17 protein-coding genes and 4 pseudogenes are annotated in these 23996 nt (G+C 42.0%); 17 read left to right on the forward strand and 4 right to left on the reverse strand.

Annotated features, from left to right (window positions below):
- The first annotated feature begins 161 nt into the window (after nucleotides 1–161).
- The 7 genes and pseudogenes from L0B70_RS08360 to L0B70_RS08390 all read left to right on the forward strand — a co-directional run bounded on the left by L0B70_RS08360 (nucleotide 162) and on the right by L0B70_RS08390 (nucleotide 7871).
- Complete coding sequence (locus L0B70_RS08360; protein ID WP_235143575.1) at nucleotides 162–359, forward strand: T9SS type A sorting domain-containing protein; 198 nt, start codon at nucleotides 162–164, stop codon at nucleotides 357–359.
- Nucleotides 360–445: 86 nt separating this feature from the next.
- Nucleotides 446–1708 (forward strand): NAD(P)/FAD-dependent oxidoreductase, encoded by a 1263-nt coding sequence (locus tag L0B70_RS08365; protein WP_235141366.1) that lies wholly within the window; start codon nucleotides 446–448, stop codon nucleotides 1706–1708.
- A 32-nt stretch (nucleotides 1709–1740) separates the two neighbouring features.
- Nucleotides 1741–2378 (forward strand): annotated as a pseudogene (gene trmD, locus L0B70_RS08370) (tRNA (guanosine(37)-N1)-methyltransferase TrmD).
- A gap of 59 nt (nucleotides 2379–2437) precedes the next feature.
- A complete protein-coding gene (locus tag L0B70_RS08375) occupies nucleotides 2438–3409 on the forward strand; it encodes an endonuclease/exonuclease/phosphatase family protein (RefSeq protein ID WP_235141367.1) in 972 nt (323 codons plus the stop codon).
- On the forward strand, nucleotides 3410–3880 hold the full coding sequence (locus tag L0B70_RS08380; RefSeq protein WP_235141368.1) for an Lrp/AsnC ligand binding domain-containing protein: 471 nt from the start codon (nucleotides 3410–3412) through the stop codon (nucleotides 3878–3880).
- A gap of 153 nt (nucleotides 3881–4033) precedes the next feature.
- A complete protein-coding gene (deoC, locus tag L0B70_RS08385) occupies nucleotides 4034–5032 on the forward strand; it encodes a deoxyribose-phosphate aldolase (protein ID WP_235141369.1) in 999 nt (332 codons plus the stop codon).
- A gap of 445 nt (nucleotides 5033–5477) precedes the next feature.
- Complete coding sequence (locus L0B70_RS08390) at nucleotides 5478–7871, forward strand: aldehyde dehydrogenase family protein (RefSeq protein WP_235141370.1); 2394 nt, start codon at nucleotides 5478–5480, stop codon at nucleotides 7869–7871.
- Nucleotides 7872–7937: 66 nt separating this feature from the next.
- On the opposite strand, the gene L0B70_RS08395 is transcribed toward L0B70_RS08390, so the two are convergent.
- Entirely contained in the window at nucleotides 7938–8255 is a 318-nt protein-coding gene (locus L0B70_RS08395; RefSeq protein ID WP_235141371.1) for a hypothetical protein, read from the reverse strand.
- Nucleotides 8256–8372: 117 nt separating this feature from the next.
- On the opposite strand from L0B70_RS08395, the gene L0B70_RS08400 reads away from it, so the two are divergent.
- Nucleotides 8373–9236: a glycoside hydrolase family 25 protein gene (locus L0B70_RS08400; RefSeq protein ID WP_235141372.1), complete on the forward strand. Its 864-nt coding sequence runs from the start codon at nucleotides 8373–8375 to the stop codon at nucleotides 9234–9236.
- Between the two features lie 64 nt (nucleotides 9237–9300).
- On the opposite strand, the gene L0B70_RS08405 is transcribed toward L0B70_RS08400, so the two are convergent.
- Nucleotides 9301–9747, reverse strand: a complete 447-nt coding sequence (locus L0B70_RS08405) for a PA2169 family four-helix-bundle protein (protein WP_235141373.1) — start codon at nucleotides 9745–9747, stop codon at nucleotides 9301–9303.
- A gap of 242 nt (nucleotides 9748–9989) precedes the next feature.
- Here L0B70_RS08405 and L0B70_RS08410 point away from each other — a divergent pair, with 242 nt between their 5' ends.
- From L0B70_RS08410 to rpoN, 7 genes and pseudogenes are all read left to right on the forward strand, one after another.
- A complete protein-coding gene (locus tag L0B70_RS08410) occupies nucleotides 9990–11867 on the forward strand; it encodes an ABC-F family ATP-binding cassette domain-containing protein (protein WP_235141374.1) in 1878 nt (625 codons plus the stop codon).
- A gap of 228 nt (nucleotides 11868–12095) precedes the next feature.
- The gene (locus L0B70_RS08415) at nucleotides 12096–14315 is read left to right on the forward strand and encodes a TonB-dependent siderophore receptor (RefSeq protein WP_235141375.1); all 2220 of its coding nucleotides are present in this window, start codon (nucleotides 12096–12098) and stop codon (nucleotides 14313–14315) included.
- A gap of 109 nt (nucleotides 14316–14424) precedes the next feature.
- Complete coding sequence (locus L0B70_RS08420; protein WP_235141376.1) at nucleotides 14425–14943, forward strand: hypothetical protein; 519 nt, start codon at nucleotides 14425–14427, stop codon at nucleotides 14941–14943.
- Between the two features lie 161 nt (nucleotides 14944–15104).
- A pseudogene (locus L0B70_RS08425) lies at nucleotides 15105–15665 on the forward strand (30S ribosomal protein S16); the annotation flags it as partial.
- Between the two features lie 227 nt (nucleotides 15666–15892).
- Nucleotides 15893–16435, forward strand: a complete 543-nt coding sequence (gene rimM, locus L0B70_RS08430; protein WP_235141377.1) for a ribosome maturation factor RimM — start codon at nucleotides 15893–15895, stop codon at nucleotides 16433–16435.
- A gap of 288 nt (nucleotides 16436–16723) precedes the next feature.
- A complete protein-coding gene (gene asnS, locus L0B70_RS08435; protein ID WP_235141378.1) occupies nucleotides 16724–18169 on the forward strand; it encodes an asparagine--tRNA ligase in 1446 nt (481 codons plus the stop codon).
- A gap of 71 nt (nucleotides 18170–18240) precedes the next feature.
- Nucleotides 18241–19719 (forward strand): RNA polymerase factor sigma-54, encoded by a 1479-nt coding sequence (gene rpoN / locus L0B70_RS08440; protein WP_235141379.1) that lies wholly within the window; start codon nucleotides 18241–18243, stop codon nucleotides 19717–19719.
- Between the two features lie 30 nt (nucleotides 19720–19749).
- On the opposite strand, the gene L0B70_RS08445 is transcribed toward rpoN, so the two are convergent.
- Together L0B70_RS08445 and L0B70_RS08450 are read right to left on the reverse strand one after the other, a co-directional pair.
- Nucleotides 19750–20424: a beta-carotene 15,15'-monooxygenase gene (locus L0B70_RS08445; protein ID WP_235141380.1), complete on the reverse strand. Its 675-nt coding sequence runs from the start codon at nucleotides 20422–20424 to the stop codon at nucleotides 19750–19752.
- A complete protein-coding gene (locus tag L0B70_RS08450; RefSeq protein WP_235141381.1) occupies nucleotides 20417–20911 on the reverse strand; it encodes an RNA polymerase sigma factor in 495 nt (164 codons plus the stop codon). The genes L0B70_RS08445 and L0B70_RS08450 overlap by 8 nt, the downstream gene beginning before the upstream one ends.
- 132 nt (nucleotides 20912–21043) lie before the next feature.
- On the opposite strand from L0B70_RS08450, the pseudogene lptB reads away from it, so the two are divergent.
- Together lptB and L0B70_RS08460 are read left to right on the forward strand one after the other, a co-directional pair.
- Nucleotides 21044–21769, forward strand: a pseudogene (gene lptB, locus L0B70_RS08455) (LPS export ABC transporter ATP-binding protein); the annotation flags it as partial.
- A 465-nt stretch (nucleotides 21770–22234) separates the two neighbouring features.
- A pseudogene (locus L0B70_RS08460) lies at nucleotides 22235–23963 on the forward strand (ABC transporter ATP-binding protein).
- Nucleotides 23964–23996 lie beyond the last annotated feature (33 nt).

Here is a 23996-nt window from a genome sequence, read left to right on the forward strand (position 1 = left end):
GGTGAAAAAATTATTATTTTCTTTAATATTTATCGGCAGTTTAACAGTTTTTTTCGGAAAAAGTTTCCGCTCAGTCTGTTGGGAGAGAACCGATTGCTGCCAATCAGAAATCTGACGATGGCGCACTTTTAGCCTTTCCGAACCCGGCAAAAGATTTTATTATAGTAAAGTCAAAAGATGCAAGTTTAAAAGTTAAATCCGTAACTTTTTATTCCATCTTAGGAGTGCAGGTTGCCGAATATGTGGTGAATATGAATTCTGGCGAGATTCGTCTGGATAAATTAAGACCCGGCAAATATCTCATGAAGTATACGTTGAGTGACAATACGCAGAAAGTCACCCAAATCATTAAACAATAAGCAGAATCCTTGGTAACAAGGATTTTTTTATTTGTACCGTTTCTATTTGAAAATTCCAACTATAAAAAATTCCGTAATTTTGTCCTATGGGAACACGCGAAAAAATTGTAATCATCGGTGGTGGATTTGCCGGACTTCAGTTGGCAAAAGCACTCAATAAAAAGCGAAAAAAAGTAATCGTTATCGACAAGGTGAATCATCACATGTTTCAGCCTCTTTTTTACCAGGTGGCATGTGGACGGATTGAACCGAGTAACATTTCTTTTCCTTTTCGAAAAATATTTCAAAGATCCCGCAACATTCAATATCGAATGATTGAGGTTGAGAAAATTGTACCGGAACAAAATAAAATCGTTACTGCCGAAGCCGAATTTACCTACGATAAATTGGTAATCGCCACCGGATGTAAGACTAATTTTTTCGGGAACACGAAGATGGAAAGTCTTACGTTTGGGATGAAAAATACGCAGGAAGCCATCGCGATACGGAACCACGTCCTTTCAACGTTCGAGAAATTAATTATTGAAAAGCGACGTTCCGATGATGGCAACTGGAATGTTGTAATCGTTGGCAGCGGTCCCACAGGGGTGGAATTGGCCGGTGCCTTTGCCGAGATGAAAAAAGATATTCTTCCGCGCGATTATCCCCACATGAATTTTGATGATTTAAAGATCGTTTTGATTAGTTCGACAGATATGCCTTTAAATGTAATGAGTGAGGAAGCTCAGGTAAAATCGGAACAGTACCTGAAAGAACTTGGCGTTCACCTGATGAGTGACGAATTTGTGACCGATTACGACGGCGATAAAGTAAGCATGAAAAGCGGAAAAACAATCGCTTCCAATAATGTCATCTGGGCTGCAGGTGTAACGGGAAATATAATCGACGGTTTGAATCCGGCAGTTATTGTCAGAAACCGTTACAAAACGGATCGTTATAATCGGGTTCAAGGCTACGATAATATTTTCGCTATTGGAGATATTGCGCATATGGAAACTCCAAAATATCCGGACGCGCATCCTCAGGTTGCCAATGTTGCCATTAATCAAGGTAAAAATTTAGCCAAAAATCTATTGAAAGATTCCGAAAAAGATTGGAAGGAATATGAATACAATGATCAGGGGAGTATGGCCACTATCGGGAAACACCGGGCGGTCGTCGATCTTCCTGGTTTTAAATTCCAAGGTCTTTTGGCCTGGTATTTCTGGATGTTCCTGCATTTAATGCTCATTCTTTCTGTACGAAACAAAATCGCCATCTTTTTTAACTGGATGTGGAGTTACTTCAACAAAGACTCCTCGCTGCGCCTAATTATCCTTCCGAACAGAAAGAACAATACTGAACAATGAGAATTGATATTATAAGTGTTTTGCCCGAATTAATGGCGAGCGCATTTCAAGCCTCTATTTTAAAACGGGCAGTGGATAAGGGTTTAGCAGAAGTGCATTTTCATCAGTTACGGGATTATGGTCTGGGAAAACATCGGCAGGTTGACGACGAACCTTATGGCGGTGGCGCCGGAATGGTGATGTTGGTTGAACCGCTGGATCTGTGTATTTCCGACTTAAAATCCCAGCGCACTTACGATGAAATCATTTATCTAACCCCCGACGGCAAAACATTAACGCAGAAGATAGCGAATACCCTTTCCCTAAAAAAAATCTTATTTTTCTTTGCGGGCATTATAAAGGCATCGACCAACGCGTGCGCGAACTTCATATTACAAAAGAAATTTCAATTGGCGATTACGTTCTGACGGGTGGAGAACTGGCGGCTTGTGTGCTCGCCGATTCCATCATCAGATTGCTTCCCGGCGTGCTAAATGACGAACAAAGTGCTTTAACCGACAGTTTTCAGGACAATCTTCTTTCGCCGCCTATTTACACCAGACCTTCGGATTACAAAGGACTAAAAGTTCCGGAAATTTTACTGAGCGGCAACTCCAAAAAGATAGAAATTTGGCTTCATGATGAAGCGCTGAAAATTACCCAGGAAAAAAGACCGGATATTTTAGAATAAAATCAGTCATAACTAATTTTTTTTATTAAATTTACAATAATAAAAAGGAGGAAATTTTAATGACAAATAATGAAGGTAAAGAGCTGATCGCTTTTTATAATGTTGAGAATCTATTTTCTCCGGATCCCCCGCCCGTTCATAAATTAGATCCTACTATATCTGGCCTGAGAAACTGGGATCAAAGAAAATACACGAATAAATTATTCAAGATCGCTCACGTTTTCGAACTAATTCAGGAAACCGAAGGTGTGTTGCCTCTAATCATCGGATTATCAGAGGTTCAGGGCCAGAAGCCGCTGGAAGAACTGGTTGCTTTGCCGCCATTTAATTCCACTTACGGCGTTATTCATTTCGATTCGATGGATGAGCGCGGCGTCGATGTCGCACTGCTTTACGATCAAACAAAAGTCGAAATCGTATCGGCAGAACCTATCACTTATTTTTTCGAAATTTCCGATAATAACCCGTCCAATTACGATACGACACGCGATGTTTTACATTGCAGAATCAACTACTTGTCGGAGATCATCAATGTTTTCGTGCTGCACCTCCCTTCCAAACGGGAGAAAAACATCAATAAACCGAAACGGCAATACATTTTAAATGAGCTCCGCGGTAAAATCACCGACATGATTTCCAGAAAAAATGAAGCCATAATAATCTGCGGAGATTTTAATGAAGATCCCGATGATGAAATGATTCAAAATTTTGTTCGAGGTGAGAATTTAGATAAAATTTTGGTTAACCCCTCCCTGGAATTGTTTCAAAAGGGGAAATTTTCTACTTTTCATTATAAAAGTGGCTTACTTTTTGACCAGATCATTTTGTCTAACCATTTTTTTGAAAAGAGTTCTTCTTTGCAATTTAAAGAATCAAAAGTTTTCAATCATCACAAATTAGCGACCTGGGACGAAAAGTTCAGTACACGACCTTTTAGAACCTTCGCAGGGTCAAGATATTTGGGTGGGTATAGCGACCACTTCCCCGTACTTACAGAATTTACAAATAGTTTAAAAACTAAAAATGAATAAATGAAAAATGCAACTAATTCAGATTACCATTTAGATTTAGTCGACAAAGAGATTATATACATGCTGATGGATAATGCGAAAACTTCCTTAGCCCATATATCTAAAAATGTAGGCATTTCTACCACTGCCGTCCATCAGAGAATTAAAAAACTTGAACAGGCTGGCGTGATCGAGAACTCTATCTCTTTCCTTAATGCCCGGAAAATAGGGTACAAAGTTGTTTCTTATATTGGTGTCTTTTTAGATCAGCCCAGCCATTATCACGATGCCATTAAAGCGTTGCAGGAAGTAAATGAAGTAGTGGAAGCGCATTACACCACGGGGAATTATACCATTTTCCTTAAAGTGTTGTGTCGCGACAATGATCATCTTATGGTAATTTTAAATAAACTTCAAAAACTTAAAGGCGTCACGCGGACCGAGACCTTTATATCTTTGGAGCAAAGCATTAACCGGCAGTTAAAGGTTTAATATTCAAAATTGGTGGATAATACCTCGTACACTTCGAAAGGAGTGTATTTTTTTTACCTCCGCCCAGATTCAATATTTACCGTAAGTCGTGACGCGGTTTAAAGAGAATTGGTTAATTTTACACTTATAATTGTTATTAAAAGTTTCTGACTTATGACGAACGTAATAGACAAAGATCCAATACAATCACCTCAAATTCAAAGCGAAGCAAGAAACGGAGGTTTGGCTTTCAATACAAAATATTTTGATGCGATTAATGTCAATCGCAGCGCCGTCGATCGCCGCGTAGCTACGTTGGGCGGCCGACGAAGCGTGAAGAAAGAATATCAGGCGGCCTGGTTACTGAAAGCCATTTCCATGATCGACCTCACCACGCTTGCCGGAGACGACACGCGCGGAAACGTAATGCGACTGTGCGAAAAAGCAAAAAATCCCGTGCGTGCCGATATTTTACGCACGTTGGGCATGCAGAACGCCAATCTTACAACAGGAGCAGTTTGTGTGTATCACAATTTAATCCCCTTTGCCAAAGAAGCGTTACAGGGAACTTCAATTCCCATCGCCGCAGTATCCACAGGATTTCCGGCAGGTAAAATTTCCCTGGAAGATAAAATTTCCGAAATAAAAAAATCTGTCGCAGCCGGCGCTACAGAAATCGACATCGTTATTTCGCGCGATCTGGTGCTACAATCAAAATGGAAAGAACTCTACGACGAAATTAAGCTTTGCCGCGCAGCTTGTGGCGCCGCCCACATGAAAACAATTCTAGCAACCGGCGAAATTCCCACCTACACCAAAGTCGCAAAAGCCTCCTGGGTCGCCATGATGGCGGGATCCGATTTCATTAAAACTTCTACCGGAAAAGAATCGGTGAATGCCACTTTAGCTGTGAGTTTGGTCATGATCCGCTGCATCCGCGATTATTACGAATTAACCGGCGTGAAGGTCGGCTACAAGCCCGCGGGCGGAATTCAAAAAGCAAAACAGGCACTCGATTATTTAATTTTGATAAAAGAAGAATTAGGCAACGACTGGTTAACACCGCATTTGTTCCGGTTTGGCGCAAGTTCCTTGTTAGGCGACATCGAGCGCCAGTTGGAGCATTATGTAACCGGACGATACAGCGCGGGATTCCGTCATCCGATGGCATAATTTTTTGGGCGCCTTTTTCCGCCCTCCGTTCCCGCTTTTTTGCTTCACTCCGTTGCGCAAAAAGAGCTCCACTCAGGTCGGGGCGCAGTGCCGGCCCGAAAATAAAAATTTATTCCTTAAAATAAAATTTAAAAAAACCCAATTTTAAACCGAAGTCTCACCTTAAATATTCTTCAACCCTTTGCTAAGTGAAACGCCCTTGCACCCTTAAAATAGGCAGCATTTTTAGAAATAAATCTTCGCGTTGTTTGCATTAAAAACATAAACAAGCAGAAATCATAAAAAAAGAAAAGGACAGAATTTTTAACCCCTTTGCTAAGTGAAACCCCTTTGCGCCCTTAAAACAGGCAGCACTTTTAGAAATAAATCTTTGCGTCCTTTGCGTTAAAAAACACATGTAGCCAAATCAACACAAAATAAATCATCACATTATCAAATCAACATAATGGAAATCAAAGAAATATACGACACCATGGTTTATGGTCCCGCTCCCGAAAGCGCAGCTTCCGCTGTGGAATTCTTAGAAAATCATAACAGAAGTTTCGACTTATTCATTGGCGGAGAATGGGTAAAACCACATTCCAAAACTTATATGGATTCCAATAATCCTTCTAATAAAGAGTTTTTAGCCAAAATTGCCGAAGCCGACGAAACCGATATTGACAAAGCCGTTATGGCTGCAAACAGTGCGCTTCCTGCGTGGGCAGCGATTGGTGGCTTCGAACGCGCGAAATATTTGTACGCCATCGCACGGCAAATTCAAAAGCACTCCAGACTTTTTGCCGTTTTAGAAACTTTAGACAACGGAAAACCCATTCGCGAAACCCGCGACATCGATATTCCGATTGTCGCGCGGCATTTTTATCATCATGCAGGCTGGGCAAAACTGATGGACACAGAATTCCGGGATTATCAGGAAGTTGGTGTTGTCGGACAAATCATTCCGTGGAATTTCCCTTTAATGATGCTTTCCTGGAAAGTAGCGCCTGCTTTGGCTATGGGAAATACCGTTGTTTTAAAACCAGCGGAATATACCTCGCTAACCGCGCTGCTTTTCGCCGAGATCTGCGAAAAAGTCGGCCTCCCAAAAGGTGTTGTCAATATCATCACGGGGCGCGGAGCCGTTGCCGGAACCGCTTTGGTTAATCATCCCGATATTCAAAAAGTAGCCTTCACAGGTTCCACGAAAGTGGGAAAAATTTTAAGAACAAACATCGCCGGAAGCGGCAAAAAAATATCGCTGGAACTCGGCGGAAAATCACCATTCATCGTTTTCGAAGATGCAGATCTGGATTCTGCCGTAGAAGGAATTGTGGATGCGATCTGGTTCAACCAGGGTCAGGTTTGCTGCGCCGGTTCCCGATTGTTAGTTCAGGAATCAGTTTCTGAGGTTTTTTACAAAAAACTTCGCGCCCGAATGGAAAATTTGCGCATCGGCGATCCAATGGACAAAGTTGTTGACATTGGTTCCATCGTCGATCCAATTCAGCTGAAAACCATTAAAGATATGGTTCAGATTGGAATTGATGAAGGCTGTACGATCTATCAGCCAAAAAATAAACTTCCGGAAAACGGCTGGTTTTATCCGCCTACTTTATTTACCGATGTCCCTACAAGTGCTGTAATTGCGCAGGAAGAAATCTTCGGGCCGGTGCTCGTCGCCATGACCTTCCGGTCGCATTCCGAAGCCGTCGCTTTGGCGAATAACACAAGATATGGTTTGGCTTCCAGCGTTTGGACCGAAAATATCAATCTCGCTTTAGACATCGCGCCGAAAATTAAAGCCGGAAGCGTCTGGGTGAACTGTACGAATCAGTTCGATGCTGCTGCGGGTTTTGGCGGCTACAGAGAATCCGGTTTCGGCCGCGAAGGTGGTAAAGAAGGTTTATACGAATACATGAAACCGAAAGTAGAAGCCGAATTTACGTCCGAACCCCTAATTCCGAAAGCAGAAAAATCAAAAATTTCAAAGAAAACAAAGAATAATTTGGCCGATATCGACCGTACAACCAAGATGTATATCGGCGGAAAACAGGCTCGGCCGGACGGCGGTTACAGCAGGGAAATCACAAATTCGTTTGGCGAATATATTGGCGAAGTTTCCGAAGGAAACCGAAAGGATATCCGAAACGCTGTGGAAGCCGCACACGCAGAAAAATCCTGGGGCGGAATGACGGGGCACGCAAGGGCGCAGGTGCTTTACTACATCGCGGAAAACCTGGCCATCCGCGCGGAAGAGTTTGCGGGAAGAATTGTAGAAATGACGAATCAGTCTCTCGAATCTGCGCAGGACGAAGTGGAAAAATCCATCGAAAGAATTTACACGTATGCAGCGTATGCCGACAAATATGACGGGGCGGCGCATTCAACCGTACAGCGAATGATCACTTTAGCAATGCCGGAGGCGATCGGCGTTATGGCAATCATCTGTCCGGATGAAAACCCCCTTTTAGGATTTATTTCGACGGTAATCCCTGCGATCGCGATGGGAAACAGGGTAGTTGTTGTTCCTTCGGAGACGCATCCCTTTTCTGCCACCGATTTCTATCAGATCTTGGAAACTTCCGATGTTCCTGCAGGAACCGTAAATATTGTTACCGGACCAAAAGAGGAGCTGTCCGCGGAACTTGCGAAACATTATAACGTGGAAGGAATCTGGTATTTTGGCACGCAGGAAGGCAGTAGAAATATCGAATTATTATCCACCGATTCGATGAAAAGATCCTGGGTAAATTTCGGCAAGTACCGAAACTGGCTTAATCCATCCCACGGCGAAGGCCCGGAATTTTTAAGACACGCCTCAGAAATTAAAAACATCTGGATTCCCTACGGCGCTTAAGATTACTATACAAAGAAAACCATGCGATTCGCATGGTTTTCTTGTTTGTTTGAAAGCGAATGGAAATTATTTTGTTTCCTTTTTCACAAAATCTTTCGTGTCTTCATAACCTTCTTTTACTGCTTCTCCGCCTTTCCTTGCGGTTTTCTTCGTCCACTTGCCGGCTTTTTTCACGCCTCTTTTGGTTGCTTTCGCACCTTTTTTTGCCGTTTCGCCGGTCCATTTAACACCATCTTTCGCGGTTTTTCCCGTCCATTCAGCACCGTTTTCTACGGCGGTTCCGACGGCTTTTGCGTCTTTTTTCACTTCCTGTTTTACTTCTTGGGCAGAAACTGTGACTGCAAATAAAACTATTGCTGCTAGTGATAATAACTTCGTTTTCATTTTGATAAATATTAATGTTGAGGTGTACCGATTTCATATATCAAGCCAACCTTTCCTTCCAAATATTTTTAACTTTAAATTAACGCTTTCACTTTTAAATGATATTTTTGCACCTTCATGGCAAAAAGAAAAATCAAGAAAAAAACGACGCGAAAAATTCATAAGAAACGCAGGAAGCATTTCCTTTTGCGCCGCGAGATTCTGCTCCTTTTTTTGGCCGTTGCCCTGCTGGGAACCGGATTTTATCTGAAGGAAAAGATTTCTTTTTACTACGCCATGTATTTTAACCGTTTCGAGCATAAAAAGCTTTCGAATTCTGAAAAGGAAGAAAACCGCATCAACAAGATCATCGGCGATTATGCAGACAAGACCTTCGGTATGGATATGTCTCATTATCAAAGGAAAGAAGATATTAAGTGGGACAGTTTAAGTATCGGAAACCGCGCAATTCCCATCGAATTTGTGGTGCTGCGCGCAACAATGGGCAACAAATCTGCGGACCGCCATTTCGCGGAGTTCTGGAATCTTTCGAAAAAGCACAACCTCATCCGGGGCGCCTATCATTTTTATCGGGCCGATGAAGATCCGGTGATGCAGGCCAATAATTTTCTCGCCAATGTAAAATTAGAATCGGGAGATCTGCCGCCAATTTTAGATATCGAAAAAATTCCGCGCCGAAAATCGACAAAGAAACTTATTGAAGATCTGAAAATTTGGTGTCGCATCGTGGAAGAAACGTATGGCGAAAAACCAATCATCTACACTTATTACCATTATTACAAAGATTTTCTGGAGGGAGAATTTGAGGATTATCCGATTTGGCTGGCGAACTATAACGATGTGCCGCAACCTTCGCCAAATTCGGATTGGGAAATCTGGCAGTTCACAGAAAACGGAATCGTCTGTGGAATTAATACCAAAGTGGACTTAAATGTGTACAACGGCAGCTTGTGGTCGCTGAAAAGATTGACCCTCGATTAATTTTAAAACAAAAAAAGAGATTCCATTTGAAATCTCTTTTAATTTTCAGATAAGAATTTGGATCTTATTTAGAAGAAAAATCTTCCATTGTTCGCAAAGATGCCAGTGCTTTGTCCACAGATTCTTTCTGTTTTCTTACTACTTCTTTAACGTCCTGCGGAATTACTTCGTCGTTCAGCACTTCTGCGTACTCTTCAGAAAATGCTTCTTCTCCGCGAATACACTCATCGTAAATTGCCTGGTCGCCATCTGTAAAAGCGTCACGAATAGCAATCCACGTTCTGTGCAAATCACCGGCAACGCTCGTTCCTTTGTCCGGTTCGCCACCATATTTTGCAATTAACGCTTTAATTTCATGACCGAAATCATATCTGTTTTTTGCTTGATTTTCGAAATAGGATCTCAACGTGGAGTGCTCGATTTTCTCACCGGCTTCTTTATATCCCTTTTCAGCGTCGTAATTTTTTGTTAGTAAACCGTTCAGTAAGCTAACTACTTTGTCATTTTCCATTGTAATTTATTTTTAATTTGGTTGCGTGCTTTAATACAGAAAACATTCCAATTTCTGAAAAGTGGTAAGATTTAACACAGTTTAACGAATAACAAAAAAGTGTTGGACACACGTTTCAAAGAAATATATTTTTTTTGAATTTTAAAAAATGACCAGTCGGCATCCGAACATACATTTTCATAAAAAGACCCATTTAATTTCCGTACTTTTGCACCTTCCAAAAATCATCATTCCTATACATAATGAATTACATTTCAGCCGAAAACCTTACGAAATCTTACGGAGTTAAAACCCTTTTCCGGGACATCACTTTTCATATCAACGAAGGCGACAAAATTGCCATCGTCGCTAAAAACGGCTCCGGAAAATCGACGTTGCTTAAAATTTTGATGGGCAAAGAGATCGCCGATTCCGGCACGGTTTCTATTAACAAAGATATTCAGGTGGTTTTGTTCGATCAGGAAATCGACTTTGAAGGTGAGTTGAATGTAGAAGAATTTATGATGACGCTTGATTCTGCACCCATCATGGCCCTGAAAAATTACCACCATGCTTTACTGTCTGAAGATCCGGACGATATGGACAAAGCGTTGAACGAGATGGAAATTCACGAAGCCTGGGATTTAGAAAACGAAATGAGTCAAATTTTGAGTCAACTGAAAATCACGGATCTGACTTCGAAAATGAAAACGCTTTCGGGCGGCCAGATCAAACGAGTTGCACTGGCGAAACTTTTGGTAGAGACGAGCGTGCAACATCGTCATACTTTGTTGATCATGGATGAACCCACGAATCACCTCGATGTGGATATGGTGGAATGGCTGGAGAATTATCTGTCTAAAGCCATGGTAACCTTGCTGTTGGTAACGCATGACCGGTATTTTCTGGATGCGGTTTGCGATTTTATCTGGGAGATCGAAGATTTTAATCTGTACGTGCACAATGGAAGTTATGCAACCTATTTGGAAAATAAGATCATTCGCGAAGACAACATGAATTCTACCATCGACAAAGCCCAAAACCTCTACAGGAAGGAGTTGGAGTGGATGCGCCGTCAGCCCAAAGCACGTACAACCAAATCCAAATCCCGACAAAGCGATTTCTACGAAACCGAAAAAGTGGCAAAAACCGACACGCGAAAAGATAAATTGGAACTCGATTTCGAAATGAAACGTTTGGGTCAGAAAATTTTGGAACTGAAAAACATCAGCAAAAGCTACGGCGACAATTTGTTGCTGAAAGATTTCTCATATCAGTTTCAGCGCGGCGAAAAAGTGGGAATCGTGGGGAAAAACGGTGCCGGAAAATCGACACTTTTAAATATTATTCAAGGCTTAGAACCTTATGACAAAGGAGAAATTGAAACCGGCGAAACCATTAAATTCGGTTATTTCGCGCAGAAAGGTTTAAAATATAAAGAAGACCAAAGAGTCATCGACTTCATCAAAGATATTTCCGAAAATTTTCCGTTGGCAAACGGCAGAACAATTTCTGCTTCCCAGTTTTTGCGGCTTTTCCTTTTTGATGATCAAACGCAGTATGCGCCGATCTCGAAACTCTCGGGCGGGGAAAAAAGACGCCTGCATTTGATGCACGTGCTTTACCAAAATCCCAACTTTCTGATTTTTGATGAGCCGACGAATGACCTGGATTTACCGACGTTGACGGTTTTAGAGAATTTTCTTCTCACTTTTCAGGGCAGTTTAATCATCGTTTCTCACGACCGGTATTTTATGGACCGTATAGTGGACCACATTTTAGCCTTTGAAGGTGACGGTGTGATCAAAGATTTCGTGGGAACCTTCTCCGAATACCGCGAGAAAAAATCGCAGGATTCGACTAAAAAACTCCCCGCAGAAATTGTTCATGAGCCCATTAAAAAAGAAACGGCTCCAGCGCCCGCTCCTTCTGCAACTAAAAAGCTGTCGTTTAAAGAACAGCAGGAATTAAAGGACATCGAAAAGGAGATGCCGAAATTGGAAAAAGAGCGCGGCGAAATCTTAGAAAAACTCAACAACGAAACGGATTACGCGAAGATCGCATCCTACTCCACAAGTTTGGAAACAATTTCGGAAAAACTGCAGGAACTGGAGCTGCGTTGGCTCGAACTTCAGGATTAAAATTGCCTGTATCATAAACTTCGCTTGCTGATATCGCAATAATGCTGCTGGATTTCGAATTCTCAAAAAACGTGATAAAAATCACCTGCCTTGAATACGGTTCATTTTCAATTACTTAAACGATACGGAATCTTTTTATTTAGAATAATTCAAAATAGACTTGTCTGTTAATCATTCATTTTTTACTTTTGCCCTGTTATTTTAATTCAGTCTAAATAAAAACGTTCTATGAAAAAACAGATAATTGCTCTTGGCTCCTTAATGATCGTTGCGTCTGTGAACGCGCAAATGCAGTTTAAGCCCGAAAGCGATACTATTCGAATTCAGCAGATAGAAGATATTAATCTGCACAAAACGGGAAATCCGAACATGGCTAAACCGCTTTCCTCCAAATCGAACTTAACGATTATGGAAAATCCGCAGCCCGTCGCCATCGTTACGCACGAGATCATCGAGCAACAGCAATCCAAACAATTGAGTGAAGTTTTGCAGAACGTCAACGGTTTGTACATCACCTCGTCCCGGGGAAATTCGCAGGACAGTTTTGGTGGCAGAGGATTTAATTTTGGAAACGATAATATTTTTAAGAATGGCGCCAGAGTAAACAGCGGTGTTTTTCCGGAAGTTTCCGGTCTAGAGCGAGTTGAGGTTTTAAAAGGTGGAAATGCCATGCTTTACGGAAATGTAGCTGCTGGCGGCGTGGTGAATTTGATCACAAAAAAACCGAGATTCGATTTCGGCGGCAGTGTCGGTTTCTCCGCAGGAAGCTGGAACACTTTTAAACCAACGGTGGATTTTTACGGTCCCCTTTCAGATAAAGTGGCGTTCCGGGTTAATGGCGCCTACGAAACTGCCGACAGTTTCCGTGATGTTGTTGAATCTGAAAAATACTACTTCAATCCTTCTTTTCTTTTTAACATCGGTGAAAAATCACAGTTGATTGTGGAAGCTGACTACTTGAAAAACGATTTCACTCCCGACTTCGGAATTGGATCCATTACCAATAAAGATAATTCTTACTCTTTAAATACATTTTTGCCAAGAAATGCCTTTGTGGGTGCCGACTGGCAATTTCAAAATGTAGAACAGGCCACGGCTGGCATTACATTTAACCATCAGTTTAATGATGTTTGGACTTTGAACGCAGTAGCTTCTTATCAAAATTATACGAAAGATTATTTTTCTACGGAACGCGTGCAGTGGGGCTATGCAACGCCCGACGCTACTCGACTGTCCTGGAAAAGACCAGTTAACAGAACTTACGCTGAGCAGAACTACACGTCTTTGCAGATAAATTTAAACGGTGAGGTGAAAACAGGAAGTGTAAATCATAAAATTCTAGTAGGTACCGATGGCGATTATGGAACGAATGATTCGTATGGGTACAATCTTTCTCAGTCCCAATACGGAACCAAAGGAAGTATCAACGGAACCATTTATCTGGATGATCCTTCTTCCTGGGCATCCGGCGCAATCCCAACGGCCGAAAGAAGAGACCGAAACCGGATTCCGACGCAAAGATTCGGGATTTATGCGCAGGATTATATTGAGCTTTCAGATAAATTTAAAGTATTGGCCGGTTTAAGATGGTCCTACATTGAGAACAAAGAATCTGAAAAGAAAACCTTTGCAACGGATATTACGGCGAACACGGCGGGGACGTTAGACAGAGCCTTTTCCCCGAAAGGAGGTTTGGTTTATATGCCAAACGAAAATTTATCGTTATTTGCTACCTATACCAATTCATTTTCCGCAAACACAGGACAGGATGCTGTAAGCGGCGAGTCTTTGAAGCCCTCTGTCATCGATCAGTTTGAAGTCGGAATGAAAAAGAATTTCTGGAACAATGCAGTGGCACTGAACCTTTCCCTTTACCAAATTGAAAACCGAAACTTTTACCAGACAGCGGAAATGAAAGACGGCTTACCAAACAGTGATTCGAATTTCAAAGAGTTCGCCGGTAAAATGCGCAGCCAAGGGGTAGAATTAGACATCACCGGAAATCCTTATCCGAATCTGTCGATTATCGCCGGAGCCTCATACAATCATTCTGTTTATCTGGATACGCCTGCAGATTTTGGATACGTGGAAAATCAAAGATTGGTTAGAACGCCTTCAACAACGGTGAACGGCTCGGTTTTTTATACCTTTACCAATTATGTGAAAGGTCTGAAACTCGGCGCAAGTGCTTACTACGTGGGCGGCCGGATCGCGGGTTGGAACGACACGAAAAAAACTTTGAACGATAGAAACGGCGTCTCCCGGTTTTTGGACGTCGGCGATTATGTGACAGCGGCGGTTTCTGCAGGTTACGACTGGAAGAAATTCTCGGTCATGGCCAAAGTGGGAAACCTCTTCGATGCGGTGGAGTACAACTATCACGAAAACTACTCCGTAAACCCGATTACGCCGAGAAATTACTACGTAACCTTAACATACAAACTCTAATAGAAAATTTCTTCATATCAAATTAAATTATTAGAATAAACAGTGGAAACTTCGGTTTCCGCTGTTCTTGTTGAAAACCAAATAACCTTTCATAAAAAAACAGAAAACTATGGCAGCAATTAAGGACACCAAATCATTCATGCGGATCACCCACCGCTATCTGGGTTATTTCGCGGCGGGAATTATGGCCGTTTATGCAATCAGCGGCGTATTGTTGATTTACCGCGACACCAATTTTCTTAAAAAAGAAAATAAAACGGAAATTGTTTTGAAACCCAATCTCACCGATAAAGAACTCGCGAAAGAGATCAAAATGCGTAATGTTGAATTTAAACCCGGCGGCGGCGACCTGAAAACCTTCGAAAACGGAACCTACAACGCGAAAACCGGCGAGGCAAAATATTCGAAAATGAAACTGCCTTTCGTTTTGGAAAAATTCAATGAGTTGCACAAATCCACGTCAAACCACCGCTATGCTTCCCTGAATACCGTGTTTGGTCTTGTTTTGTTTTTCTTTGTGATCTCCTCTTTTTGGATGTTCAATTTCAAATCCAAAGCTTTTCGTCGCGGAATGATCTATGCAGGAATCGGATTTGTGCTGGCCCTGATCATGGTATTTTTTCAATAAAGATCTCTGCACGACGTAAACATTTAAACAAAACTTTTGTTAAATGTTTTTTTTCTGATCGCCATCAGAAATGCAGTTTTAGCGATTGGTGAATTGGAAAAAATGATTATCTTTGCACCCTTATAAACAATCGGGACGAGTTCCCACAAAATCAAACATTTATGTCAGTAAAAATCAGATTACAAAGACACGGTAAAAAAGGAAAACCTTTTTTCCACATCGTAGTTGCCGATGCAAGAGCAAGTAGAGATGGTAAATTCATCGAAAAAATCGGTACTTACAATCCGGTTCTTAACCCTGCAGTAATCGAACTTAACGTCGATTCCGCTGTAAAATGGTTAAACAACGGAGCGCAGCCAACCGATACTGCCCGTGCAATTCTTTCCTACAAAGGAGTTCTTTACAAAAAACACTTACAGGGTGGAGTAGCGAAAGGAGCTTTCGATCAGGCAGAAGCCGATACAAAATTCGCCGCTTGGTTAGAAGGAAAAGAAAAACAGGTTCTTGGTAAAAAAGATGGTTTGAGCAAAGCTAAACAAGAAGCTAAACAGGCTGCTCTTGATGCGGAAACTAAAGTAAACCAAACTAGAGTAGACGCTGCTGCCAAAGTTGAAGCCGATGCGAAAGCAGAAGAAGATGCGAAAAAAGCAGAAGCAAAAGCTGCTGCCGATGCTAAAGCTGCAGAAGTCAAAGCTGCCGAAGACGCAAAAACTGCGGAAGAGGAAGCTGCAAAAGCACCCGTTGCTGAAGCTGCTGAAGAACCGAAAGAAGAAAAAACAGCTGTGGAAACAGTTGCCGAAACTTTAGGCGGAGCCGCTGCTGCTGTTGCAGGAGCTGTAGATTCTGTGAAAGAAACCGTAGCCAACGTTACTGAGAAAATTACAGGAAGCGACGAAGCTGCAACTGAAGAAGGAACTGACGAAGCAAAAGCTTAAAAAAAAACACCGTGATGCGAAAAGAAGATTGCTATTTTTTAGGAAAAATCACACGCAGACACGGTCTTCAGGGAAATGTGTTCTTGAAACTGGATACAGACCAACCTGAAATGTACACCAAACTGGAATCAATATTCGTTGACATCAACGGATTATTGGTTCCTTTTTTCGTGGCAAAACAATCCTGGAGTAAGGGCGAAACGCTTATTATCTCCTTCAAAAATTCTACCGAAGCGCTTGTCAATCAGGCCGTGGGCAAGGACGTTTATCTGCCCCTTTCTACCTTGCCAAAATTAACCGGCAACCAATTTTATTACCACGATGTCATCGGCTTCGAGATCCGCGAAGAAGACGGCAAAAGCTGTGGTATCATCGAGTCCATTAACGACCAAACCGGCCAACACTATTTCGTGCTGAATTTAGCAGGCACGCAGATCGTAATTCCCATCATCAAAGACTGGATTCTGGAAGTTAACAGAGAAGAAAAATTCCTCAAAATGGCATTGCCCGAAGGTTTGATGGACGTTTTTCTGGTTCCTTCAAAAAAAGACGAGTAGTATTCAACCTATTTTTTAGGCGACTTCATCCGTCTGGAATTATTACTGAGCTTGTCGAAGTGTTCACGCTTTTTGCCGCGCACCTTTGCCAAAAAAAGTTCCGCACACGTCCGGTCGCGATTCCGGTTCCCTCCTAAAAACTGCTTTAATTTAAGCAAAATTCTTTTAATAAATTTTTCCGCCTGCATCAAAAATTACGCCATTTTTTAGTAAGTTTGCATGTACTGATTTCACGAAAAAGCGGAAATAAGCAACGTTTCCCCGGACCATCAAAATTTCAATTTAGCAATGAGAACGACCATTAAAGAATTATTAGGCGATTATAAAAAAATACTTCATCACGACATTACCGTTCAGGGCTGGGTTCGGGCGTTCCGCTCCAACCGTTTTATCGCTTTGAATGATGGTTCCACACTCAATAATTTGCAGGTTGTCGTCGACTTCGAAAAGTTTGATGAGGAAATCCTTAAAAACATCAGTAACGCCGCTTCCTTAAAAATCGTCGGCGAAGTCGTCGAGAGCCAGGGCGCGGGACAGAGCATCGAAATCATCGCGAAAAAAATTACCGTTTTAGGCGATAACTTTACCGAAGAACGCGACAAAACTATCCTTCAGCCCAAAAAACATTCCTTAGAACTTTTGCGCGAGCAGGCACATTTGCGCTTTCGAACCAATTTGTTCAGCGCGATCTTCCGCGTGAGAAGTTCCGTGAGTTTTGCCATTCATCAGTTTTTTAACCAAAACCAGTTCTTCTACATGAACACGCCTATCGTTACAGGCGCGGATGCAGAAGGGGCCGGAGAAATGTTTGGCGTTACAAACTTTGATCTTAACAATATTCCGCGCACCGAAAGCGGCGACATCGATTTCGAACAGGATTTTTTCGGCAAGAAAACCAATTTAACGGTTTCCGGACAACTTAACGTGGAAACCGCAATGATGGGCTTGGGCAGAGTTTACACCTTCGGCCCGACCTTCCGCGCAGAAAATTCCAACACAACGCGTCACCTGGCGGAATTCTGGATGGTGGAGCCCGAAGTGGCCTTTAATAATTTAGAAGACAACATCGATCTCGCAGAAGATTTCCTAAAATACGTCATCAATTACGTTCTCGAAAACTGTAAAGATGATCTTGAATTTTTAGACAAACGCTTCGCCGAGGAGCAAAAGCAGAAACCTGAGAAAGACAGAGCTTCCGAAGGACTGATCGAAAAACTGGAGAACGTTATCGCGAAGCGGTTCAAAAGAGTTTCGTACACTGAAGCCATCGACATCCTGAAAAATTCAAAAGAAAATAAAAAAGGAAAATTCCAGTTCCCTATTGAAGAATGGGGCGCCGATCTGCAGAGCGAGCACGAACGCTTCCTCGTGGAGAAACATTTTGAAAGTCCTGTGGTTTTATTTGATTACCCAAAAGAGATCAAAGCTTTCTACATGAAACTGAACGAGGACGGGAAAACCGTAGCCGCGATGGACGTTCTTTTCCCCGGAATTGGCGAAATCATTGGCGGATCGCAGCGGGAAGATAAATTCGATGTGCTGAAGAAAAAAATGAAAGTAATGAACGTTGATGAAGAGGAACTTTGGTGGTATATGGACACGCGAAAATTCGGGTCTGTTCCGCATGCCGGTTTCGGACTTGGTTTGGAAAGACTGGTTCTTTTCGTGACGGGAATGACGAACATTCGCGACGTCATCCCTTTCCCCAGAACGCCTCATAACGCGGAGTTCTAAAAAATATCGTATGTTTAGGTTAAATTAGACCTTAAATTCAAGTTAAAAAATTAGAGAAATAGCATCATAATATGTTGAAACAGAACCTTCAAATGCGACTCGGCCAGAAACTGGCGCCTCAGCAAATTCAGCTCATGAAATTGATTCAGCTTCATACACTGGAATTTGAGGAAGAACTGGAGCGTGAGTTGGAAGAAAACCCGGCGCTGGAAAAAGCAGAGGAATCCAAAGACGAAGAAGATTTTTCTTCCACAGACGAAGCTTTTGAAGAGGAAGGAAACGAAAGCATCGATACCGATTTCGATGTGAACGAATATATTTTTGATGACGAACCGGCGTATAAAACAACCGCCAGCAATTATTCCGCGGACGACGAAGAGTTCGATAACCAATCCCTTCTAACCGAGGGTCAGTCTCTGTACGATTATCTTTTGGAGCAAATCCGCCTTATTAATGTGGATGGTGATGATTTGGTAATTGCCGAATACATCATTGGAAACCTTGATAACGACGGCTATCTTCGCCGCGAGATTAAGCAGATCGTCGATGATCTGGCCTTCTCGTTAGGCGTTTATACCACGAAGGAAAAAGCTGAGGATATCCTGGAAAACTACGTGCAGAAACTGGATCCGCCCGGTGTTGGTGCCAGAGGTTTGCAGGAATGTCTGTTGCTGCAGATCGAGAAGAAAGTAAGTTCGGATAAAGCCGTTACTTTAGCCGCGAATATTTTGAGAAATCAGTTCGATGCCTTAACGAATAAGCACTACAACAAAATTATTCAGAAATACGATATTGAAGAAGAAGATCTGAAAGATGCTCTGGAAGTTATTTCGAAACTCTCCCCAAAAGTCGGCGGAAACTTCGATACGCAGACGATTACAATTAATCAGGAGATTATTCCCGATTTCGTTATTCATGTGAAAGACAATGGCGAAAAAGGCGTGGAAGTTCATCCAACGCTGAACAGCAAGAACGCACCATCGCTACGCGTCTCCGATGAGTACAAAGATATTTTAACCACTTACTCTCACGATAAAAAATCTGCCGAACACAAACAGGCTGCACTTTTCATCAAACAGAAATTAGATGCCGCAAAATGGTACATCGACGCGATTAATCAAAGACAGAACACTTTGCTCCAAACGATTTCTGCGATTGTGAAACTGCAGAAAAACTATTTCATCACGGGTGACGACAAATCTTTAAAGCCGATGATTTTAAAAGATGTTGCCGACATTACCGGTTTCGATATTTCGACGATTTCGCGCGTCGTAAAAAGCAAATACGCCGATACGCCGAACGGAATTGTGTACCTGAAAAATCTTTTCTCCGATTCTTTAACCAACGATGATGGCGAAGAAGTTTCCACAAAAGAAATTAAAAACCACCTGATGGACATCATTAACGCGGAAAGCAAAAGGAAACCTTTAACGGACGACGCTTTGGTGGGACTTTTAAAAGAAAAAGGCTATAACATTGCTAGACGGACCATCGCCAAATACAGGGAACAGCTTAATATTCCGGTTGCGCGTCTGCGAAAAGAACTGTAAACATAAAGGTCACTGAAAAGTGACCTTTTTTTATACCTGCTCGGTTTCTATTTTCTGAAGTTCCGCCAGATTTTTGCCCAGTCTTTTCAGGATGATTCCGTAAACAATTCGGTAGTAAATCCAAATCAGTATGATGCTTAAAGCCGTCATCAACGTCAATCCGACGTAGAAGCCGATTAATGTTGGATGATTCAGCTCAATCTTTTGGGATGACAGCGTGACAAACGTAAAGATGGTTAAAACGATGGTGTACAGAATGATGAGTAAGATATTCGCTAAAATAAAATAGTTAACCGTTTTTTTGAATTTAATGATCTGGATGATCAGTTTCTTTAAATTCGACTCAATATTGATCTTTTTGTAGTTTCTGTAAAATTTATACACGAAAAACGCTGTCATCGCCAGGCTGATCACTTTCAGACAAAAATAAAGGTGAGCGAAATTCGCCTGAATATCAACGGAATTTTTAACGCCGAGTTTGGTGAGAATGTTCATGAAACTGTTCGAATCGTTTCCCAACAGCATATAATAAAGATTCATACCAAGAATTACGAGGAATTCAGCGGTGCTGATCCAGAGAATATATTTCACATAATTCCGCGAGGATTTATTCAGCATTTCTTCGATTTCCGTGCTGTTGTATTTAGGCAGAACTTCCTGCTCTTGCCAGGTTTTTTTGAAATTATCTATATCGAATTCAGGCATGCTTTTCCATTAGTTCTTTTAAGGTTTTTTTCAGTCGGTTCATTTTCACGCGCGCATTTACCTCGGTGATCCCTAAGTTTTCGGAGATGTCGCGGTAGGGCAAATCGTCCAGATACATCATCACAATGGCTCTTTCTACATGTGGAAGCATTTTCACCACCTTATAAAGCAGCGAGATTTGCGTTTGTTTTTCGTCGTCATCTTCCAAAAAATCGCGGTGATGATAATCCATCAGCTCATCCGTTTGCGGCGATTTTGTTTTTTTTCTAAAAAGGGTAATGGCGGTATTGAGGGCAACACGGTACATCCACGTGGAAATTTTCGAGTTTCCTTTAAATGTGTCGTAAGAACGCCAGAGTTGTAACACAATTTCCTGAAATAGATCCTGTTCGTCCTCCAGAGAATTGGTATAAAGCCGCGAAACCTTGATGATCAGACCCTGATTATCTTTTATTAGCTTCGAAAATTCTTTTTCTTTGGCGCTCAAAACGGAAGGAATTTTATGGGAACGAAGATAACATTTTTTTGCTTTGAGGCGGCGCGCTTCCGCACATTTTGTAGGCATATTCGAAGACTACGCGCCGCCTGAGTTCTCGTTCAAAAATGATATATTTGTCTTATGATTTTACGCGGAGAAAATTTAATTAAAGAATACGGCCCGAAAAAGGTTGTCAAAGGCGTTTCAGTGGAAGTTGCACAGGGCGAAATCGTCGGACTTTTAGGCCCGAACGGTGCCGGAAAAACCACTTCTTTTTACATGATCGTGGGATTGGTAAAGCCAACATCGGGCAAAATTTTTCTTGATGATAAAGAGATCACGACTGATGCCATGTATCGCCGGGCGCAGAAAGGCATTGGCTACCTGGCGCAGGAAGCCTCTATTTTCCGCAAACTTTCCGTAGAAGATAATATTCTGGGCGTTCTGCAGCTTACCAAACTTTCAAAACGCGAACAGCAGATGAAATGTGAAGAATTAATTGAAGAATTTTCTTTGCAGCACGTGCGTAAAAACCGTGGCGACCTTCTTTCTGGCGGGGAAAGACGAAGAACCGAAATCGCGCGCTGTCTCGCCACCAGTCCGAATTTTATTTTGTTGGATGAACCGTTTGCGGGCGTAGATCCCATTGCGGTAGAAGACATCCAGAAAATTGTGCGAAGTCTCGTCGATAAAAACATCGGCATCTTAATTACCGATCACAATGTGCAGCAAACTTTGGCCATCACGCATAAAACCTACATCATGTTTGAAGGAAAAATTCTGAAAGAAGGACTGCCGCAGGATCTGGCGAACGATCCGCAGGTTCGGGACGCTTATCTGGGAGAAAACTTTGTGTACCAGGATATTTTGAACAAACCAAAAAAGAAATCGTTCGTTTATAATATTTGGGCAGGAAATTTTGAGTCGAAAACACAGTTTCAAAATAGTGTGGAGGCTGAATTCCGTGGTATGGAAAATCTAAGATTGCTTTACGGGTTCGAAGACATCAGTTTCGCCACCCTGTCCAATTCTGAAATTGAACATATTTTTAAAGAAGTTGTGGATAAGAACGCGAATAATGCTTTCCTTTTCCAGAAGAAAGAGGTCAATGATTCTCATACGCTGGACGCAGTGGAATCTGAAGCAAAAAATCACAGCACGGAAAAAATGCATTATTTAACGTCCTTTTATTATGAAGCTTAAATTCATAAATAATTTTTCCGACCAATTTAATCTGAGCCCTCCGCAAATATGCCGAAACCTTTCAACAGAACCATTACGCTTTACCACATTTATCAACAGCTGATACCGTTTATTAAACCCTATCGGCTAATGATTTACGGAACGCTTTTGCTGACGTTTATCGGAGCTTTGTTGGCGCAGGTAAATCCTTTGGTCTTAAAGTATACGGTTGATGAAGTTACGGCCTTGACACAACTGCCGGATCCGATGGAAGACGGAATTCACGTTTTGGTGGTGATTTCGGCGATTTTACTGGGGAAAGAACTGCTCAACATTTTCATACAGTTTGGACAAAAATTTTATGGTGAAAAAATCCGCATCAGCACGAGCTCTGTCCTGGCACAATCGGCCATCGACAAAATTCTGACGTATCAGGTGGCCTATTTCAACGATGAAAACCACGAATCCGGCAAGTTGCAGATCCGCATCGACCGCGGCATCGAAAGTTTAACAAAACTGGTGCAGAACTTTTTTATCGATATTTTACCGCTTTTCTCCAACGCTTTTATCGCGCTGATCATCATGTACATGCAAAATGTATATGTTGGGCTTGTATCGACGGTGGTGGTGCCCATCTATTTCGTCATCAGTTCATTACAGGCCAAGAAATTATCAGGCGTCCGCCGGACTTTAAGAAACCAGCGCGAGCAAAAAACCTCGGGACTTTTAAACTTAATCAATTCCATTATGGTGATTAAAAGTTTCGTGCGCGAAAAAATTTGAAGGTAAAAAGCAGTACGATTTGCAGATGCAGTTAATGGGAAGCCAAATGTTCACGCGTAAAACGAATTTTATTTACGATGGTTTAAAAACTTTTATCGAGCAGTTTGGCGTCGTGATGATTATTCTGCTCACCGTTTATCTGGTTCTCGATCAGCAGATGACGATCGGAGCCATCATGCTGCATATTTTGCTGTTTAATAATGTCTCCTCGCCAATCCGCCAGCTGCACCGTATCTACGATGATATGAATGATGCCATGATTTATGCGGAAGGTTATTTCGATATTTTAAATGCCGACGAAGAAACGGAACCGAACGGAACTTTCGTGGAGAAAAATATCAAAGGAAAATTTGAACTGAAAAATGTCAATTTTTCCTATCCAAACGGGACGAAAGCGCTTAATAATGTTTCGATGCTCATCGAGCACGGTAAAACAACCGCACTGGTGGGCTTGAGTGGCGCGGGAAAATCCACAATTATTAACTTGTTGTGCAAATTTTATCTGCCCGATTCCGGATTTATCGATCTGGATAACGTGAGTTTAAATAAGTTTGATAACACGTCTCTTCGAAGCGATATCGGTTTGGTCTTACAAAAGAACCATATTTTCCAGGGCAGCATCGAAGATAATATCCGCTATGGCAATATGAACGCCAGTTTTGAAGAAATTGAAACTGCGGCGAAAAAAGCTTATCTGCACGATCAAATCGTGGAACTTCCGGAAAAATACGCACACGATGCTACCCAATTATCCGGCGGCCAACAGCAACGGATCGCCATCGCGAGGTTATTCCTGAAAGATCCGCCAATCATCTTTCTGGACGAGCCCACAGCGAGTCTAGATGCGATTGCAACAGAGCAGATTAAAAACTCTTTGGATGCCATTAAAGAGGGGCGAACGGTGGTAATCATTTCGCACTCGCTTTCCCAGATCCTGGATTCCGATACAATTTACGTGATGAGAAAAGGCGAAGTTGTAGAAAGTGGAACACATGATCACCTTATCGGTTTGCATGGGACGTACCGCGAAATTTTCGACGCGTCGGCGCGAAGTTTAAATCTTGATAAACTCATGAGTTCTTATCGGGAAAACTAAGTGAGGAAGCCTTTCAGCCTTTAAAAGGCTGAA

Origin of the sequence: Kaistella sp. 97-N-M2 (assembly GCF_021513235.1) — a bacterium.
GTDB lineage: Bacteria > Bacteroidota > Bacteroidia > Flavobacteriales > Weeksellaceae > Kaistella.

What these genes read in the sequence shown, in the direction of transcription:
- L0B70_RS08365 (WP_235141366.1), top strand. Translation starts at nt 446, where the DNA reads ATGGGAACACGCGAAAAAATTGTAATCATCGGTGGTGGATTTGCCGGA.
- L0B70_RS08375 (WP_235141367.1), top strand. Translation starts at nt 2,438, where the DNA reads ATGACAAATAATGAAGGTAAAGAGCTGATCGCTTTTTATAATGTTGAG.
- L0B70_RS08380 (WP_235141368.1), top strand. Translation starts at nt 3,410, where the DNA reads ATGAAAAATGCAACTAATTCAGATTACCATTTAGATTTAGTCGACAAA.
- deoC (WP_235141369.1), top strand. Translation starts at nt 4,034, where the DNA reads ATGACGAACGTAATAGACAAAGATCCAATACAATCACCTCAAATTCAA.
- L0B70_RS08390 (WP_235141370.1), top strand. Translation starts at nt 5,478, where the DNA reads ATGGAAATCAAAGAAATATACGACACCATGGTTTATGGTCCCGCTCCC.
- L0B70_RS08395 (WP_235141371.1), bottom strand. Translation starts at nt 8,255, where the DNA reads ATGAAAACGAAGTTATTATCACTAGCAGCAATAGTTTTATTTGCAGTC.
- L0B70_RS08400 (WP_235141372.1), top strand. Translation starts at nt 8,373, where the DNA reads ATGGCAAAAAGAAAAATCAAGAAAAAAACGACGCGAAAAATTCATAAG.
- L0B70_RS08405 (WP_235141373.1), bottom strand. Translation starts at nt 9,747, where the DNA reads ATGGAAAATGACAAAGTAGTTAGCTTACTGAACGGTTTACTAACAAAA.
- L0B70_RS08410 (WP_235141374.1), top strand. Translation starts at nt 9,990, where the DNA reads ATGAATTACATTTCAGCCGAAAACCTTACGAAATCTTACGGAGTTAAA.
- L0B70_RS08415 (WP_235141375.1), top strand. Translation starts at nt 12,096, where the DNA reads ATGAAAAAACAGATAATTGCTCTTGGCTCCTTAATGATCGTTGCGTCT.
- L0B70_RS08420 (WP_235141376.1), top strand. Translation starts at nt 14,425, where the DNA reads ATGGCAGCAATTAAGGACACCAAATCATTCATGCGGATCACCCACCGC.
- rimM (WP_235141377.1), top strand. Translation starts at nt 15,893, where the DNA reads ATGCGAAAAGAAGATTGCTATTTTTTAGGAAAAATCACACGCAGACAC.
- asnS (WP_235141378.1), top strand. Translation starts at nt 16,724, where the DNA reads ATGAGAACGACCATTAAAGAATTATTAGGCGATTATAAAAAAATACTT.
- rpoN (WP_235141379.1), top strand. Translation starts at nt 18,241, where the DNA reads ATGTTGAAACAGAACCTTCAAATGCGACTCGGCCAGAAACTGGCGCCT.
- L0B70_RS08445 (WP_235141380.1), bottom strand. Translation starts at nt 20,424, where the DNA reads ATGCCTGAATTCGATATAGATAATTTCAAAAAAACCTGGCAAGAGCAG.